This window comes from Burkholderia alba (genome assembly GCF_034721475.1).
Lineage (GTDB): Bacteria > Pseudomonadota > Gammaproteobacteria > Burkholderiales > Burkholderiaceae > Burkholderia > Burkholderia alba.
Genome location: NZ_JAWJWL010000003.1, coordinates 1 through 16,862, shown reverse-complemented (window position 1 = coordinate 16,862; position 16,862 = coordinate 1). Strand labels below are relative to the sequence as shown.

The window sequence follows — 16,862 nt, the reverse complement described above, 5'->3', positions numbered from 1 at the left end:
GACCTCCCCCTCACGACCATCGCCCGCCGCGCGGCAGCCTCGTTTCCGTAGGAATGAACGCCACCGCCTCGCGACGGCCGATCGAGGCCCCGCGTCGACGCGCGTGTCCGCAGGACGCCCGGCGACGGCGGTTAACCCTCGCGTTGTCATCGGATTCCCCCGTTCCGCGTTATTAGAGAGATCACACAAAAAATATCGACACTGGGATATCGCCTACGGGGACGTTGAAATGAAGCATGCGCGACACGGCTTTACCGTTCTGATCCTGCTTTCCCTCATGTACTACGTGAGGCATCCGGCATTCGACTTCCTGCGCGCGAACACGGCGTCGAGTATTTCGCTGCTCGTGCTCGCCGTCATCGCCGGCATTTTCCTGATCCACCGGAAGGATTGAGCGCGCCGGCTCATTGCCCGCCGTCGGGCCGCCGGGCGGGCGGCGTCATCCGCCGCGGCGCCTGGCCGCGATCCGCCGCCATGCCGCTCATCTCCGCGGGTACCGCATAACGCGCATTCGGTCCGTCGACCGGATCGCCCCGGTCAGTCATGCCGGCCGTCGCCGCGCCGGGCACGTTGCCGCCGCCTGGCCCGCCCGCCTGCGCCCAGCCGCACGCGGCTCCCAGCATCGATAACGCCATCGCCCGCTGCGCTGCTTTCATGATCGGCTCCTGAACGAGGCGACATCTCCTCGGATACGTCCGCCCGCCCAGATGCGGCGGCGCGATCCCGCACGAGCGAGCGGGCATCCCGTCCGCGCGCAGCGGCAATCCCCACCCGCAAAGGTCAGGCGGTAGTTTTTAATTTTTACCCGGGTGATATTGATTCAAGAATAATACCCGGGTATTATTCTCGCACTGTCTCGACCGGAGTCCGCCGTGGCCCACTATCCGAATTCTCATCCGTACACCAGTTTCGACGGCCATCGCCGCATCGCCTCCGGGTCGCTGGCGACGATCGCCGTTGCGGCCAGGCAAGCGCTCGACCGACACGCGGCCGGTCCGGTGCTGATCTTCGACAACCGCACCGGCCGCTCGATCGACATCGATATGCGCGGCACGGACGCGGAGATGCGCGCGCGCTTCGCCGAACCGGAGGCCATCGGCCCGGTCGATGCGGACGATGCCGCCGCGCAGCCCGATCAACCACGCGGCCGGGGCCGCCCCAAGCTCGGCGTGGTCGCCCGCGAAGTCACGCTGCTGCCGAGACACTGGGATTGGCTGGCGACCCAGCCGGGCGGCGCGTCCGTGGTACTGCGCAAGCTGGTCGACGAAGCGCGCCGTCAACACGGCGAGCGCGACCGGATCCGGCTCGCGCATGAACGCGCGTATCACTTCATGTCGGCGCTCGCGGGCGATCTGCCGGGCTTCGAGGAAGCTTCGCGCGCGCTGTTCGCGAACGATGTGTCGCGCTTCGACGCCTGCGTCGCGGCATGGCCGGCCGACGTGCGCGATCACGCACGCTGGCTCGCCTTCGGCGGCGACGACGCGACGACGGCCCGGAACGATTGACGAGGAGTCCAGATCCATGATCCATTCCGACCCGGCCGTCCGCTACCTCGATCCCACCCGGGAGTCCGGCCGCGCATTCGTCATGCGGCAAATGGACGGGCCCATCCTGATGCTGAACCTGCTGCGCCTGCGCGACGTGGCCGACTATTCGGCCACGCCCGAGCTCGCGCCGGCCGCGCCGATCAGCGGCGCGGCGGCATTCGAACGCTATCTCGCGCACACGCTGCCTTACCTGCGCGAAACGGGCGGCGAGCTGATGCTCGTCGGCGCGGGCGGTCCGTGGCTGATCGGGCCGCCCGCCGAACGCTGGGATCTCGCGATGCTGGTGCGTCAGCACAGTGCCGAGTCCTTCCTGGCGTTCGCGTCCCATCGCGCCTATCTCGCGGGCATCGGCCACCGCACCGCGGCCGTCGAAGACACGCGATTGCTGCCGCTATCGGCACGATCCGCGTTCGCGATCCCGCACTGAACCGGCGCGCCGCCGGCACCGCTTTCCGTCTCGCTGCCCCCTCCATCGGTCGGACCGCCGCACCGACAGGATCTCGCCTTGCCCGAGGAATCCGCATGTCCACGCAAACCATGCTCGCCACACCGCCCAACCGGCCGCTATCGCGCATCTATCTGGCCATCCTCGCGCCGATGATGCTGACCAACATCCTGCAATCCGCCTCGGGTACACTCGACGGCATCTACCTCGGCCAGATGCTCGGCATCGATGCGATCGCGGCCGTGTCGGCGTTCTTCCCTGTGTTCTTCCTGCTGCTCGCGATCGTCATCGGCCTGAGCAGCGGCGCCACCGTGCTGATCGGCCAGGCTTGGGGCGCCGGCGACCGTGCGACAGTGCGCGCGATCGCCGGCACGGCACTCGCGCTGATGCTGTGCGCAGGGGTCGCGGTCAGCCTGATCGGCGGCGTCTGCGCCGCGCCGCTCATGCGGTTGCTCGGCACGCCCTCCAACGTGCTCGCCGACGCGGCGCGCTATGCGCAGCTGATGCTGCTCGGCATGCCGATCGTCTTCCTGCTGTGGCTGATCACGTCGATGAGCCGCGGCGTCGGCGATGCGGTAACGCCGCTGTGGACGCTGACGCTCGCCACCGCGCTTGCGCTGGTCCTCACGCCGGCGCTGATTCGCGGTTGGGGCGGATTGCCGCGTCTCGGCGTCGCGAGCGCGGCCGTATCGACCCTGCTCGCATTCGCGCTCGCGATGATCTGGACGACGTGGCGCTGGCACCGCGACGCGCATCCGCTGGCGCCCGATCGGGCGCTGCTGCGGCAGGTGCGCATCGATCGCACGCTCGCCCCGAAGATCCTGAAGATCGGCATTCCGTCGTCGCTGCAGATGATGACGATGGCGCTCGCGGAGATGGCGCTGCTCGGCCTCGTCAATCGTCACGGTTCGACCGCGACCGCCGCGTATGGCGCAGTCAACCAGGTCATGAGCTGGATGCAACTGCCGGCGATGTCGCTCGGCATCACCACCGCGATCCTCTCGTCGCACGCGATCGGCGCCGGCCGCGCGGAGCGAATCGGCGCGATCGTCCGGACCGGCCTGTGGCTGAATCTCGCCGTCACGGGCGGCTTCGTCGCGGCCGCGTACTGGCTCGCGCCGACGATCGTCGGCTGGTTTCTGGCCGATCCGCAGGTCGCCGCGCTGGCATTGCGGCTGCTGCATATCGTCGCGTGGAGCGTCGTCGTGCTCGGCTTCGCGAACGTGCTGGTCGGGGCCATGCGAGCGAGCGGCGCGGTCCTCCTCCCGACCGCGCTCGGCATCGGCGCGATCCTGTGCATCGAGCTGCCGGCCGCGTTCCGATTAAACGCCCTCATCGGCATATCCGGCATCTGGTGGGCCTATGCGCTGACCTTCGTCGCGATGCTCGTGCTTCAGACGGGCTGCTATCGGCTGATCTGGCGTCGCCGGTCGATTCGGCGGCTGGTGTGACGCGCGGGAAGCGAAGCCACCGCGCGAGTCCCGCGCACCGCGTCTTCGAAGCGCCAAGCGATGCGATGCGATGCGATGCGAAGGCATGATGCGGGCCTTATCTGATCCGAATAGGACTGCAAATCTCCTGACTCCGGCTCACGCAGGTGCGTCCGCCTTCACAAACGGCCGATCGGAAACGGTGTCGATCGAGTCAGGACGATGCGGGAAAACGCTTCTCGCATCGTCCTGGACGGAAGCACGGTCTCGTCTCTGGACCCGTCTCTGACGGGCGGTACCGGCGAACGTAATGCGCTTTGTCCGCGACGCGCATCGTCGGATCCGCGAGCGACGGCCCTCGCGCCGCGCGAAGCGCGCCGCCACCGCCGCTCACGGCATGCCGCAGCCCCTCGTCCGCCGAATCTAGCGCGCGAGTTCGTCGCGGATCGCCGCGAGCCACAGCCCCACCGCATGCGCGCCGGGATCGGCATGACCGAGCGCCCGCTCGCCGATATAGCTGGAGCGTCCGCGGCGCGGGGTCATCGACGCGGTACGCACGGCGCCCTCGACCGCCGCATCGGTGGCCGCGCGCAACGCGCTCGTCGCATCGGACCCGGCGGCCAGCGATGCCCGCAGCGCATCGACGGCCGGCTGCAGCGCGTCGACCATCGTGCGGTCGCCCGGCCGCGCGCCGCCCAGTTCCATCACGCCCGCGACCGCCGCCGCGAACGCTTTCGTCCACGCGTGCATGTCCGGCACGCGCACGCCGTCGAGCGCCGCCGCCGCACGCATCAGCATGATCGCGTATAGCGGACCGGACGTACCGCCGACGACCCGCCGAATCGTCGTCGACATCGCGCGCAGCACCGCGGCCGGTTCGTCCGCCGACGGCCAGCCGTCGATCTCGTCGAGCACGCCGTGCGACGCGCGCGACAGGCTGATGCCGAGGTCGCCGTCGCCGACGCGCTGATCCATGTCCGTCAGCACGGCCTCCGACGCCAGCAGGCGCGCGCAGACAGCCTCGATCGCGCGGCGCAACGCCGCATCGCGCGCGAGCCGCGCACTCGATGCATGCGCCGGCGCAACCGGTGCCGCCTTCGCCGACACCGGTGCGAGCCGGCCGCCGAGCGCCGGCCACGCGCTCGTGCGCGACGCGGCATCGAGCCATGCGAGCCGCGCATCGTCCACGCGCAGCACCGTCAGCGAAACGCCCGCCATGTCGAGCGCGCTGAGGAACGTGCCGGCCCAGGCCCGCTCGACCCGCACGCCTTTGCCGGCCAGATCGCGCAGCGCGGCGTCCGCGACGATGTCGAGTTCGCTGGAGGGCGTGCCGCCCAGATTGTTGACCAGCAGCGCCACCCGTTCGCCGCGCGCGAGCTTCAGGTCGTCCCCGATCCGCGCGAGCAGCCGGGCGACGATCGCGTCGGCCGGCGCGAGCGCGCCGCGCTCGATGCCGGCTTCGCCGTGGATGCCGAGGCCCCATTCGATCTCGCCGTCGTCGAGCGCGAACCCCGGCTTGCCGGCGGCGGGCACGGTGCACGGCGTAAGCGCGACGCCCATCGTGCCGAGCGCCGCGGCGGCGTCGCGCGCCGCCTGCGCGACCTCGGCGAGCGGCCGCCCTTCCGCCGCGGCCGCGCCGGCGATCTTGTGCACGAGCACGGTGCCCGCGAGGCCGCGCCGCCCCGCATGTTCGCCGTGCGCGGACAACGCGACATCGTCGGCCACCACCACCATCTCGACGGGGATGCCTTCCGCACGGGCGATCTCCGCGGCAAGGCCGAAGTTCAGCCGGTCGCCCGTGTAGTTCTTCACGATCAGCAGCACCCCGGCCGCGCCGGCGACCGCGCGGATCGCGTCGAGCACCGCATCGGTCGACGGCGACGTGAACACCTCGCCCGCGACCGCCGCGCTCAGCATGCCCGCGCCGACGTAGCCGCCGTGCGCGGGCTCATGGCCCGAGCCGCCGCCGGAGATCAGCGCGACCTCGCCGCGCGACGCGGCCGCGTCGGCATCCGCGCGTACGACGATCGTCTTGCCCTGCAGCAGCGCCAGATGGGGATTCAGCGCGACGAGGCCGTTCAGCATGTCGGGAACGACGTTCGACACCTCGTTGATCAGTTTCTTCATGTCCGTCCTTTGCGGGCGCTCGGCCCTTGTCTCTCGGATGCCTCGAATGGCGGTTCCATCGCGCGCCGGCTCGCGGCTCGCCGCACCGGGATCTCGCACGGCGCATCGCACGATGCACGCCAGCCACTATACGGCCTTCCGGCGTATCGCCCGCTGCATGCGAAGACGCGCATCCGTCGGCGCGATCTGCCCACGGTCCGCCGGTCGTCTGTCGCAGGCGTTTGCCGCATCGGCAATCCTCAATCAGCAGACGGACGCAACGCCGCGAGTTGTTTCATCCGGCGCGCCGCACGCGGTACCCGAACCGAAACAATCCGCATCGGTGCACACGGATTGCGCTCGTTCATATCGGCCAGGTTTACTTTTACAAATACTTCACTATGGTTCTCAGAGCGTAAGGATTTCGTCAGATCTCGCCGACCCTCGACCAGGAGACTCCATGGCATCGCTTGATCCGCGTTCCCCGTTCAGACCTCGCTTCATCGCCCCCCTGCTAGCCGCCTGCGTTTGCGGCTTCGTCCACGCAGCACCTGTCGAAGCGCCGGACCTGCAACGCGCGGTCTTGCATGCATTCTCCGCGCGGCTCGACAAACAGGCGCCTCCCCCCATCGCCACCGACGGCGCCGCCATCGAAACAATCCGCTCGGATGACGCTGCCGGCTGGGTGCTGGGCACCGCCACGCAGGTCGTGGCCGATGGAACGCCCGCCGATCCCGTGACGAAGCTGTTTCTCGCCCGGCGCGCGGACGGCGCATGGCAGGTCGGCCTGGAAGGCAGCGACGCGTTCGCCGCGCTGTTGCGAGCCGTGCCGTCCACGCTCGTGGACGATGCCGAACGCGCGCATCTCGACACGCGAAGCACGCGACCTGCCGCGCCGTCCAGAGCCGCACCGGGACAGACCGGACTCGCGCTGCCCTGGCAGCGGGACACCGCGTGGTACTGGACCGGCGGCGCGCACGGCTGGAGCGGCGAGAACCGTCCGTACAATTCGCTGGATTTTTCCGGCGGCGACGGCCGCGTGCTCGCCGCACGGGACGGGTATCTGTACAGAAGTTGCGAGCGCAACGGTAGCGCGATCGTGAAGCTCGTCCACGACAACGGCTATGCGACCACGTACTACCACATGGTTCAGCTCGCCTCGGTCGCCAACGGCGCGCGCGTCCGCCAGGGCGAGTACCTCGGACGGATCGGCAATGCGCTGCCGTGCGGCGGACACACCACCGGCGCGCATGTGCATCTGTCGTTGAGCCAGGACGGCAACGACATCCCGGTGACCGGCAAGACGATCGGCGGCTGGCAGTTCTTCGAAGGACCCAACGCGTATGCGGGGTATGCGGTCAGGAACCAGCGGCGCGTCTCCGTGCAGGCGTCGCTGACCAACTACGGCGCCGACGATCCCGGCGGCCCGCCCGACCCCACTCCGCCGGTCGCGGCGCCGATCCGGTCGCCCGGTCCGGTCAATCTGCGCAGCGCGCCGTCGCTGTCCGCGTCGGTCGTCGGTACTGCGGCGAACGGCGACACGGTGCAGCTCGCCTGTTCCGCCTATGGCGATTCGGTGCAAGGCAATTGGGGCGCGACGCGGCTGTGGTATCGGCTCAGCTCGAACCAGTGGGTCTCGGACGGATTCCTCTATACCGGCAGCAACGATCCCGTCGTGCCGGCCTGCGGCGGCTGACGCCGGGCTCGCGAATGCGCGGCGGCGGCTGTGCCGGTCGGGCATGCGTCGCGGCGAGCGAGGCGGTCATCGCTCGCGAGATCGGATCTCGCGCAGGGGACGTGCTTCGCGGGCATGCGCTTTGACCCGTGCGGGCGCCGTTCGTGAAAAAGGCGGTATGGCATGCCATACCGCCTTGTGCCGCGCCGATTTTCTTGCGCGGCAATCCACGGCGCATCAACGGCGTGTGCCGGGATGCGCCGTGGAGCGCGTCACTTCGGCAATGCCCCCGTCAGCGTCGAGATCAGCGACGTCACCGGCGCGAGCGGATTGGCCGATGCGCCATTGGAGTGTGCGGACGGATTCGACAGCCCGATCGTGAGACTCGGTATCGTCGCGGCAACGGTGCCCGCCGTCGATCCCACCGCGGTGACGACCGTGCTGGTGGCCGCCGCGCCCGTCGTCGCGAGCGAGCCCGCCGCATTCGCGACGGTGCCGACCGCGTTGGCGCTCGAAGTCAGCAAGTTGCCCGTCGCGCCCGCGGTCGAGCCGATCAGCGAGGCCGCCGCGCCGCCGATCTGACCCACCGCCGCCGCCCCGCCGCCCGCCACGCCAGTCAGCGAGCCTGCCACGGTAGTCACGAGGCCGCCCACCGGGCCGGCTGTGCCGCCCGCACCGGACAACACGCCCGTCACCGTACCGATTGCGCCGTTCAATGCGCCTACCGGGTTGCCGAGGTTGCCCACCGGCAATGCACTGCCCAGGCCGTTCACGATGCTCGTGATCGGAGCAATCGGGTTGCTGCCAACGGCGCCGGCCAGCGTGCTCACGACGTTGTTCACTGCGCCGGTCACCGGCGCCAGTGCGCCGCTCGGGTTGCCCAGCGCGCCTGTCACCGTGCCGATTGCGCCGTTCAACGCACCCACCGGATTGCCGAGGTTGCCCACCGGCAATGCACTGCCCAGGCCGTTCACGATGCTCGTGATCGGAGCAATCGGGTTGCCGCCGGCGGCACCGGTCAACGTGCTCACCACGTTGTTCACTGCACCGGTCACCGGAGCCAGTGCGCCGCTCGGGTTGCCCAGCGCCCCTGTCACCGTGCCGATTGCGCCGTTCAACGCACCCACCGGATTGCCGAGGTTGCCCACCGGCAATGCACTGCCCAGGCCGTTCACGATGCTCGTGATCGGAGCGATCGGGTTGCTGCCAGCGGCACCGGCCAGCGTGCTCACGACGCTGTTCACTGCGCCCGTCACCGGAGCCAGTGCGCCGCTCGGGGTGCCCAGCGCCCCTGTCACCGTGCCGATTGCGCCGTTCAATGCGCCCACCGGATTGCCGAGGTTGCCCACCGGTAATGCACTGCCCAGGCCGTTCACGATGCTCGTGATCGGAGCGATCGGGTTGCTGCCAGCGGCACCGGCCAGCGTGCTCACGACGCTGTTCACTGCGCCCGTCACCGGCGCCAGTGCGCCGCTCGGGTTGCCCAGCGCGCCTGTCACCGTGCCGATTGCGCCGTTCAATGCGCCCACCGGATTGCCGAGGTTGCCCACCGGCAATGCACTGCCCAGGCCGTTCACGATGCTCGTGATCGGAGCAATCGGGTTGTTGCCGACGGCGCCGGCCAGCGTGCTCACGACGTTGTTCACTGCGCCCGTCACCGGCGCCAGGGCACCGCTTGGATTACCCAGCGCGCCTGTCACCGTACCGATTGCGCCATTCAACGCGCCCACCGGATTGCCGAGGTTGCCCACCGGTAATGCACTGCCCAGGCCGTTCACGATGCTCGTGATCGGAGCAATCGGGTTGCCGCCGGCGGCACCGGTCAACGTGCTCACCACGTTGTTCACTGCACCGGTCACCGGAGCCAGTGCGCCGCTCGGATTACCCAGCGCGCCCGTCACCGTACCGATCGCACCGTTCAACGCACCCACCGGATTGCCGAGGTTGCCCACCGGCAATGCACTGCCCAGGCCGTTCACGATGCTCGTGATCGGAGCAATCGGGTTGCCGCCGGCGGCACCGGTCAACGTGCTCACCACGTTGTTCACTGCACCGGTCACCGGAGCCAGTGCGCCGCTCGGATTACCCAGCGCGCCCGTCACCGTACCGATCGCACCGTTCAACGCACCCACCGGATTGCCGAGGTTGCCCACCGGCAATGCACTGCCCAGGCCGTTCACGATGCTCGTGATCGGAGCAATCGGGTTGTTGCCGACGGCGCCGGCCAGCGTGCTCACGACGTTGTTCACTGCGCCCGTCACCGGCGCCAGGGCACCGCTTGGATTACCCAGCGCGCCTGTCACCGTACCGATTGCGCCATTCAACGCGCCCACCGGATTGCCGAGATTGCCCACCGGTAATGCACTGCCCAGGCCGTTCACGATGCTCGTGATCGGAGCAATCGGGTTGCCGCCGGCGGCACCGGTCAACGTGCTCACCACGTTGTTCACTGCACCGGTCACCGGAGCCAGTGCGCCGCTCGGATTACCCAGCGCGCCGGTCACCGTGCCGATCGCACCATTCAACGCACCCACCGGATTGCCGAGATTGCCCACCGGTAATGCACTGCCCAGGCCGTTCACGATGCTCGTGATCGGAGCAATCGGGTTGCCGCCGGCGGCTCCGGTCAACGTGCTCACCACGTTGTTCACTGCACCGGTCACCGGAGCCAGTGCGCCGCTCGGATTACCCAGCGCGCCGGTCACCGTGCCGATCGCACCATTCAACGCACCCACCGGATTGCCGAGATTGCCCACCGGTAATGCACTGCCCAGGCCGTTCACGATGCTCGTGATCGGAGCAATCGGGTTGCCGCCAGCGGCACCGGCCAGCGTGCTCACGACGTTGTTTACTGCGCCGGTCACCGGCGCCAGTGCGCCGCTCGGGTTGCCCAGCGCGCCTGTCACCGTACCGATTGCGCCGTTCAACGCACCCACCGGATTCCCGAGATTACCCACCGGCAATGCGCTGCCCAGGCCGTTCACGATGCTCGTGATCGGAGCGATCGGGTTGCTGCCAGCGGCACCGGCCAGCGTGCTCACGACGCTATTCACTGCGCCCGTCACCGGAGCCAGTGCACCGCTCGGATTACCCAGCGCGCCTGTCACCGTACCGATTGCGCCGTTCAATGCGCCCACCGGATTCCCACTGCCCAGCGAACCAACAACCGTATTAACCGCTCCCGTCACCGGCGCCAGTGCGCCGTTGGCCCCGCCCAATGCGCCGCTCACCGCGCCTACCGCGGTGTTGACCGCGCCGCCTACCGCTCCCACGGGGTCGGCGCCGCCGAGCGCGCCAACCACCGTACTGACCGTTCCTTCCAGTGGCCCGACCAGGCCGCTGCCGATACTGATCGACGCATTCGCCGAGCCGGTCGCGCCCACGTTGATCGCGATACCCTGACCGCCCGCCGGATTGCCGATCGTCACGCCCACACCGGCCGCCCCCGCCCCGCCGATGCTTGCGCTGCCTCCCAACGCTCCGCCCCCGATCGTGCCCGCACCCGCGGGCGTGCCGGCCAGGTCGATGCTCCCGATCGCCGCCGGCAACGGCAGGATATCCACCGTCCCTGCATGGGCCGGTGCGCCCGCCGCCATCCCGAATGCCGCCGCGGCGGACAGCGCAAGATTCGTCAATTTGAAAGTTTTATTCATGTCTGACCTCATGTCGGTTGGACTGCCGTGGATACGGCCCGGAGGTCACTGCAGGGAGCATGCCAGCGAGAAGGCGCTATGCACGTCTTGACGATCTGCCCGCCAAACCAAAGATACGAACAATTAAATTGCCCGATACGGGACGCCCGCCGCACAGATCGATGGAAACCCTCATCGGCGTTACCCTACCCGTAACGTAACGCGACGGCCGCGCTCCGTTACATCCGCCCGTTCGAAAACGATTTCGCATCCCTATATGAAATGCCGATTCGAATCGCATCTTTCCCGTACACGGAAACTGACTGTCCCCAATCCGGGAAATTGAAAAAATCGCGGCACTAATCATGCAGGTCAATATGGCCCGATACCCCGCTCCGCTCCGCATCGGGCACTACACGGCCGCCGTTCCGGCACGGATATCCACGTTGTAGATCGAGCAGAAATAGCGGAAATATCCGAATGGATTTCAAGTACCGAAAATCGCGGATAAACCGCATAAATCCACACGCGTCACACATTCGCCTTCATCGACGGATAAGCGCGGCTTCAGCACCCCGGCACTCCCGGGATCCGGAAATAAATGATTCGGATTGCAAATTGTGAGCGGCGCTCAGGGCGCGAATCGATCGGCGGAACGATCCGCCGGCCTCCACGCAAGACGAGGTCGGCATGGCTGGCGCGCAACACGACACAAAAGGAACGACGTGACACCGGCGGCGCGCGCCGGTCGCCATCACGCCGCCCGCTGCGTCCGCGCGGCGCGCTTCCTCGCTCCGGCCTGCGCCGGCTCCGCGGCATCGGAGGACGCGCCGCGCGCGCGGCGTGTCTGGTACGTCTCGCCCCATTCGCGCAGGCTGATCAACACCGGCGTGAGCGTCGCGCCGAACGGCGTCAGCTCGTACTCGACCTTCGGCGGGATTTGCGGATAGACATGCCGCACGATGATGCCGTCGGCCTCCAGCTCGCGCAGCTGCAGCGTCAGCATCCGTTGCGTGGTACTCGGCATCAGGCGGGTCAGCTCCATGAAACGCTTCTTTTCCTTCATCAGATGAAACAGGATCACCGGCTTCCACAATCCGCCGATGACGGACAAGGTGACTTCGACGGCGCACCCGCTCTTGCTGTCCAGACGTTTCGGTCGCATGGCCATATACCTACATGTTTGATAGTACCGGCGTTAATTGTACGTTCTTGCGATATTCGACGTACCCGCCGACAATTGGGTGACTCGCCGCCGCCCGTCGCCATGCGGCAGCCGGCGAGACGAACGGCGTGCCCTCCCGTTCTCCATCCGGACACCCGGGTCGCATTGCCTGCGCCCGTCGTCCGCCACACTCAAGGAACCACTCCGACATGAAAGCCATTACCCTGCGCGCCCCCGGCGGCCTCGACCATCTGGAACGCGTCACGCTGCCCGATCCGGGCGCCCCGCGCGCCGGCGAGATCCGCGTGCGCATCCACGCCAGTTCGCTCAACTATCACGACCTCGGCGTCGTCACCGGCCGGCTGCCGGCCGCCGACGGCCGCATCCCGATGTCCGACGGCGCCGGCGTCGTCGAAGCGATCGGCGAAGGCGTCACGGAATTCGCCGTCGGCGATGCCGTCGTGTCGGGCTTCTACCCGCAATGGCTGGACGGCGGCCCGAACGTCGCGGATTTCGCGACGACACCGGGCGACGGCGTCGACGGCTACGCACGCGAATACGTCGTGCTGCCCGCGCATGGGTTCACGCGCGCGCCGAAGGGCTACAGCCACGCGGAAGCCGCGACGCTCACCACCGCAGGCCTGACCGCCTGGCGCGCGCTCGTCGTCGACGGCAACCTGAAGGCCGGCGACAGCGTGCTCGTGCTCGGCACCGGCGGCGTATCGATCTTCGCACTGCAGTTCGCCAAGCAGATGGGCGCGACGGTGATCGTCACGTCGTCGTCGGACGAGAAGCTCGAGCGGGCACGCGCGCTCGGCGCCGATCACGTCGTCAACTATCGCCGCGACACCGACTGGGCGGCAAAGGTGCTGGAATTCACGGGCGGACGCGGCGTCGATTACGTCATCGAAGTCGGCGGCCCCGACACCCTGAACCAGTCGATCCAGGCCTGCCGGATCGGCGGCCACATCGCGCTGATCGGCGTGCTGACCGGCATCGCGGGCCCGGTGTCCACCGTCACGCTGATGACGCGCCAGCAAAAGCTGCAGGGGCTCATCGTCGGCAGCCGGCAACACCAGATCGACATGATCCGCGCGCTCGAGGCAAGCCGCTTCCGACCGGTGATCGACCGTACCTTCGCACTCGACGAGATCGCGGACGCGTTCCGCCACCAGGCGGACGGCAAGCACTTCGGCAAGATCTGCCTGTCGATCTGATGCGCCCGAGCGCGGCATGATCCGGCGGCACGGCACCGCATGCGGGCGCCGCGCCGCCGAGCGGCATCAGAGAGAACAGATCTGGTGCGAGAAACGGGCGGCCCATGCGGGCAGCGACCGCTTGTAGAAGAAATGGAAATTCTCGTTGAACGAGCCCGCCACGAGCCCATGCTGCGCGGCAAGCCGCGCCAGCGTGCGCGGCGCGAAGAACGAGATATGTCCGTTGCGCGGCGCGCAGTACCACCACCGCTCGATCCCTTCCGCCATCACCGCGTCGCCGGCCATCATCGTGCTGAACAGCACCGCGCCGTCGTCGTCGAGAAAACCCGCCAGCTCCGCCATCAGCGCGCGCGGCTGCGGATGATGCTCGAACACCTCGAACGCCAACACCGTCCGGTAAGCGGCGGCCAGGCTCGCGCGCGCGGCGGCGCTCGCCGTATAGGGGTCGTAGGAATCGACCCGGCCGAATCCGCGGGCCTTCAGTTCCTTTTCGAGCAATCCCAGACCCGAGCCGAAATCCAGCAGGTTCGCCTCCGCCATCTCCGGGAAGTTCTTCGCGATCATCTCCCCGTTCTCGGACGGCCGCTTGCCCAGGTAGTCGGGGTCGTGCCGCACATAGTCGTCGTTATAGATATGCGCGGCGTAATCCTCATGCGTCCACGCGTCGAGCGCGCGGGTGAACACGAAACCGCACGCCTCGCAGCGGTAGTAGTACACCGGCACGCCGGCAAACGGATCGACCTTCGCGCCGGCCTGATGATCGGCGCCGCAGCGCGAGAAATCGACCACCCCGCACAAGCGGCTCGCGCCGTCGCAACACTTGCAGTCTGTAAGCGGCGATGCGACTTGCATGCTGTCCAGTGACATGGTCCGGCCTCGACGGAGACGGGTGGCGGAAAACGGAACCGCCAGCATGCCAGATATTTCCCGCTCCGCGCGAAACGGCCCGCGCCGCTTCGCCTAGCGGATCGGCTTGCGCCGCGTATGAACGATCGGGTTGCGGCGGGCAACGAAGCTCATCGACGCCTCGAGCTGCGACAGCGCCTCCTCTTCGCCGTGGCCCAGTTCTCCGCTCGCGGGCAGCGCCAGCAGCGCATCGATCCAGCACCGCCACGCATCGTCGTAAAAGTGCGTGCCCATTTCGCGCATCGCGTCCGGCGACGCGATCACGATGCCGGCCAGCAGGTAGTACGTCCAGAAACTCCCCGCATCGGTCAGTTGCTCGAGACGGCACACCGCCAGCGCGGCGAGCAGACCGTCGACCGACGCGAGATCGCTCCGGTCGCCGCGGATCGCGCACGCCACGCTGTTGTAGTCGCCGCCGTAGGCCGCCAGCGTGACGGGCGTATCGGCCGCGATCGCTGCCGCGAAGTCGACGAGCGCGACCATTTCATCGAAGCGCCGCGTCGATTCGTCGGGCTGCCACGTCCGCCCGATCGCACCGTCGATGATCCGTCCCGCCGGCAGCCCCTCGTTGCGCGCGGCGCGCACGGCGCTCACCGGCTCGCCGTCTTCGCCCGCCGGGGCGGGCCGCCCGATGCCCGCCTCGATCGATTCGAGCGCGGCCCAGCCGACTTCCTGATCGCGCGACGCATACGCGTGCATCACGCCGTGCGCGGCGTCGAATGCGTGCTTCGACCCGGGCACGTAGCGCTCGACGAGCAGCAGCTCGCGCCGCGCGGGCGCGCCGGCAAAGCTGCCGTACGCGGTGCCGGACCGGTTGCCGTGACGCCCGTCGTTGCCCAGGACCGCCGTGAAGAGCGGATCGAGAAGACTCGCGTCGCGCGGCGCGTTCACGCGCAGACGATCGAGCGTCGCGCGGCCCGCCTCCGCCATGCCGGCGTCGCCGCCCGCGATCATCGCGTGCGCGACCCGCTCCAGGCGATCCAGCAGATGCTGAACCCAGGCGGCCGTGCGCAGACGGTCGAGGGGCAGGCTGTTGGCGTAACCATACTGAGTGTTGTAGGTGAGCATGGGTCATCCAAGTAAAACAACGCAGATCGCGATCCGCATCCCGGGCGACAACCCCTGCTGAATGCCGTGCGCAGGCTCTTGCGCCCTACGCCGGCGGCAAGCTGCCCGGGATCGCCCGCTGGATCGGCACTGCGCCAGGAACGATTCGTTATAGGCCCCATGTTCGGACTCGACAGCGCGCGAGCGTTGGCCTCCACCCGCGTACCGCCCGTCTGCCGGTACTCCCGCACCACGTGCTCATGTCGCTCGCCGGGTGACGCGCAGCAGGGCGGCCGACACGCTCTCGGCAGCGTGCCGGACCCCGCAACTCATCACGAACGTCATCCCGCCACGCCGCCCTGTACGCCCGGTTCACGGGACGGGCGGTCTTGCACGCGCAAGACGACATCCGGTACGGCTCGCGGCGATACACGCAAGATGGCTCTTGGCCATCCCGTGCGCATCGCGCTTTCATCGCGCATCGCGGCCTGTGATCGACAGGCGCCACATCGCCAGAACTCAAGGCATGCTGCTGCGTTACTGCACCTGCAACTGCGGCGACGTCACCAGGCTGCCCGCCACCTCGCAATTCGGCGACAGCACGGCGTTCACGAACGTCGCCGACGAGGGATTGGTCCAGTTCGCCGCGACGATACCCGGACCGCAGCCGCCGAGCAGGTTGACGCTCAACGCCATGTTGTTGAGCTGTAAGCGAAACGTGTTGTCGAACTGCCCGGTCCACGGTAGAGCGCTATTGGCACTCCCCGTCGCCAGCGCGCACAGCCCGGCGCCCGCGAACTGCGCTGACGTGACCGTCAGGACGCCCGTCGGCCCGACCGTGCCGTTCAGTGTCATCACGCAGTTCGCCTGGATCGCTCCCTTGCTGATCGTGAACGGCCCTTTCATGGAAAACGGCTCCCCGACTGGATTCATCGGCTGGCCGTCGGCCCGCGTCACGATCACGGCGCAAGCCTGGCTCGCGGCCGTCGCTGCCCACACCCACACCGCGATAGACGACGCGATTCTGCGAATGCTCATGGAAGCGCTCTCACGGTAAATGTCGGCCCGCCTCCCGTCGCTCCGCGCGACACGCACAACCGGAGCACACCCGGGCGCCGGGATTGCGCGCCCGCGAATCGGAACGTGGATGCCCTCCCGGCGAATGCGGCGGCCGGTTCATCCTGCCCCCGCCCGCTGCATCCGCCGGACGCCCACCCATCCACTGAAGCGGCCTGACCCTCCAATGCCTCGCGGCTTACTGAACGACGAACTTCGGCGACGTGTTGACCGTGCCCGAAACGCTGCAGCCGCCGGACAGTTGCGAGTTGTTGAACGTCAACGACGAGTTCGCGCTGCTGAACGCCGTCGCCACCTTGCTCGGGCCGCATGCGCCCAGCGGGGTGTTGACCTGCACGTTGTTGATCGTCAGTTGCGTCGTGGTGTCGGCCTGGCCGCTCCACGGCGTGACAGCGGAGATCGAGCCGCACAGAGCGCTGCCGGCGGCAAACGTCGCCGACGTGATCTGGACGATGCCGGTCGTGGTGATCGTACCGTTGAACGTCGCGGTACAGTTCAGGCCGATGCCCTTGGTGAGCGTCGTCGGGCCCGTGGCGGAGAACGGCTCGCCGTTGGGGTTCATCGGCTGACCGTCGGCACGGCTCACGGTGACGGCGAAGGCAGGCGCAGCTGCAA

The 16,862-nt window shown here is 68.3% G+C and carries 14 protein-coding genes; 6 read left to right on the top strand and 8 right to left on the bottom strand.

What is annotated here, in order from left to right:
- Window positions 1–229 precede the first annotated feature (229 nt).
- Complete coding sequence (locus RZR99_RS03435) at window positions 230–394, top strand: hypothetical protein (RefSeq protein ID WP_323118347.1); 165 nt, start codon at window positions 230–232, stop codon at window positions 392–394.
- A gap of 10 nt (window positions 395–404) precedes the next feature.
- On the opposite strand, the gene RZR99_RS03430 is transcribed toward RZR99_RS03435, so the two are convergent.
- Window positions 405–656 carry a hypothetical protein gene (locus RZR99_RS03430; protein ID WP_323118346.1) on the bottom strand — a complete coding sequence of 84 codons (252 nt, stop codon included), beginning with the start codon at window positions 654–656 and terminating at the stop codon, window positions 405–407.
- A 216-nt stretch (window positions 657–872) separates the two neighbouring features.
- Between RZR99_RS03430 and RZR99_RS03425 the strand changes: the two genes are divergently transcribed.
- From RZR99_RS03425 to RZR99_RS03415, 3 genes are all read left to right on the top strand, one after another.
- Window positions 873–1,505 (top strand): DUF2239 family protein, encoded by a 633-nt coding sequence (locus RZR99_RS03425; RefSeq protein WP_323118345.1) that lies wholly within the window; start codon window positions 873–875, stop codon window positions 1,503–1,505.
- A 16-nt stretch (window positions 1,506–1,521) separates the two neighbouring features.
- A complete protein-coding gene (locus RZR99_RS03420) occupies window positions 1,522–1,974 on the top strand; it encodes a DUF1330 domain-containing protein (protein ID WP_323118344.1) in 453 nt (150 codons plus the stop codon).
- Window positions 1,975–2,069: 95 nt separating this feature from the next.
- Entirely contained in the window at window positions 2,070–3,443 is a 1,374-nt protein-coding gene (locus RZR99_RS03415; RefSeq protein WP_323118343.1) for an MATE family efflux transporter, read from the top strand.
- A 402-nt stretch (window positions 3,444–3,845) separates the two neighbouring features.
- On the opposite strand, the gene dhaL is transcribed toward RZR99_RS03415, so the two are convergent.
- Window positions 3,846–5,549, bottom strand: coding sequence for a dihydroxyacetone kinase subunit DhaL (gene dhaL / locus RZR99_RS03410; protein WP_323118342.1), 1,704 nt, complete (start codon window positions 5,547–5,549; stop codon window positions 3,846–3,848).
- A gap of 439 nt (window positions 5,550–5,988) precedes the next feature.
- Between dhaL and RZR99_RS03405 the strand changes: the two genes are divergently transcribed.
- On the top strand, window positions 5,989–7,224 hold the full coding sequence (locus tag RZR99_RS03405) for a peptidoglycan DD-metalloendopeptidase family protein (protein WP_323118341.1): 1,236 nt from the start codon (window positions 5,989–5,991) through the stop codon (window positions 7,222–7,224).
- 251 nt (window positions 7,225–7,475) lie between these two features.
- Here the strand turns inward: RZR99_RS03405 and RZR99_RS03400 are convergent, their stop codons facing one another.
- Complete coding sequence (locus RZR99_RS03400; RefSeq protein WP_323118340.1) at window positions 7,476–10,838, bottom strand: beta strand repeat-containing protein; 3,363 nt, start codon at window positions 10,836–10,838, stop codon at window positions 7,476–7,478.
- Between the two features lie 751 nt (window positions 10,839–11,589).
- A complete protein-coding gene (locus tag RZR99_RS03395) occupies window positions 11,590–12,000 on the bottom strand; it encodes a winged helix-turn-helix transcriptional regulator (protein WP_323118339.1) in 411 nt (136 codons plus the stop codon).
- 209 nt (window positions 12,001–12,209) lie between these two features.
- On the opposite strand from RZR99_RS03395, the gene RZR99_RS03390 reads away from it, so the two are divergent.
- A complete protein-coding gene (locus RZR99_RS03390; RefSeq protein ID WP_323118338.1) occupies window positions 12,210–13,217 on the top strand; it encodes a zinc-dependent alcohol dehydrogenase family protein in 1,008 nt (335 codons plus the stop codon).
- A gap of 66 nt (window positions 13,218–13,283) precedes the next feature.
- Here RZR99_RS03390 and RZR99_RS03385 read toward each other — a convergent pair whose 3' ends face one another.
- The 4 genes from RZR99_RS03385 to RZR99_RS03370 all read right to left on the bottom strand — a co-directional run.
- Complete coding sequence (locus tag RZR99_RS03385; protein ID WP_323118337.1) at window positions 13,284–14,084, bottom strand: class I SAM-dependent methyltransferase; 801 nt, start codon at window positions 14,082–14,084, stop codon at window positions 13,284–13,286.
- Window positions 14,085–14,177: 93 nt separating this feature from the next.
- Complete coding sequence (locus RZR99_RS03380) at window positions 14,178–15,191, bottom strand: hypothetical protein (RefSeq protein ID WP_323118336.1); 1,014 nt, start codon at window positions 15,189–15,191, stop codon at window positions 14,178–14,180.
- A gap of 516 nt (window positions 15,192–15,707) precedes the next feature.
- On the bottom strand, window positions 15,708–16,208 hold the full coding sequence (locus RZR99_RS03375) for an activator protein (protein ID WP_323118335.1): 501 nt from the start codon (window positions 16,206–16,208) through the stop codon (window positions 15,708–15,710).
- A 217-nt stretch (window positions 16,209–16,425) separates the two neighbouring features.
- Window positions 16,426–16,862: activator protein (locus tag RZR99_RS03370; protein WP_323118334.1), on the bottom strand; the 437-nt coding region annotated here is incomplete at its 5' end.

Coding starts and splice junctions, on each gene's coding strand:
- RZR99_RS03415 (WP_323118343.1), top strand. CDS start 2,070: ATGTCCACGCAAACCATGCTCGCCACACCGCCCAACCGGCCGCTATCG.
- RZR99_RS03385 (WP_323118337.1), bottom strand. CDS start 14,084: ATGTCACTGGACAGCATGCAAGTCGCATCGCCGCTTACAGACTGCAAG.
- RZR99_RS03395 (WP_323118339.1), bottom strand. CDS start 12,000: ATGCGACCGAAACGTCTGGACAGCAAGAGCGGGTGCGCCGTCGAAGTC.
- dhaL (WP_323118342.1), bottom strand. CDS start 5,549: ATGAAGAAACTGATCAACGAGGTGTCGAACGTCGTTCCCGACATGCTG.
- RZR99_RS03435 (WP_323118347.1), top strand. CDS start 230: ATGAAGCATGCGCGACACGGCTTTACCGTTCTGATCCTGCTTTCCCTC.
- RZR99_RS03405 (WP_323118341.1), top strand. CDS start 5,989: ATGGCATCGCTTGATCCGCGTTCCCCGTTCAGACCTCGCTTCATCGCC.
- RZR99_RS03420 (WP_323118344.1), top strand. CDS start 1,522: ATGATCCATTCCGACCCGGCCGTCCGCTACCTCGATCCCACCCGGGAG.
- RZR99_RS03380 (WP_323118336.1), bottom strand. CDS start 15,191: ATGCTCACCTACAACACTCAGTATGGTTACGCCAACAGCCTGCCCCTC.
- RZR99_RS03430 (WP_323118346.1), bottom strand. CDS start 656: ATGAAAGCAGCGCAGCGGGCGATGGCGTTATCGATGCTGGGAGCCGCG.
- RZR99_RS03390 (WP_323118338.1), top strand. CDS start 12,210: ATGAAAGCCATTACCCTGCGCGCCCCCGGCGGCCTCGACCATCTGGAA.
- RZR99_RS03375 (WP_323118335.1), bottom strand. CDS start 16,208: ATGAGCATTCGCAGAATCGCGTCGTCTATCGCGGTGTGGGTGTGGGCA.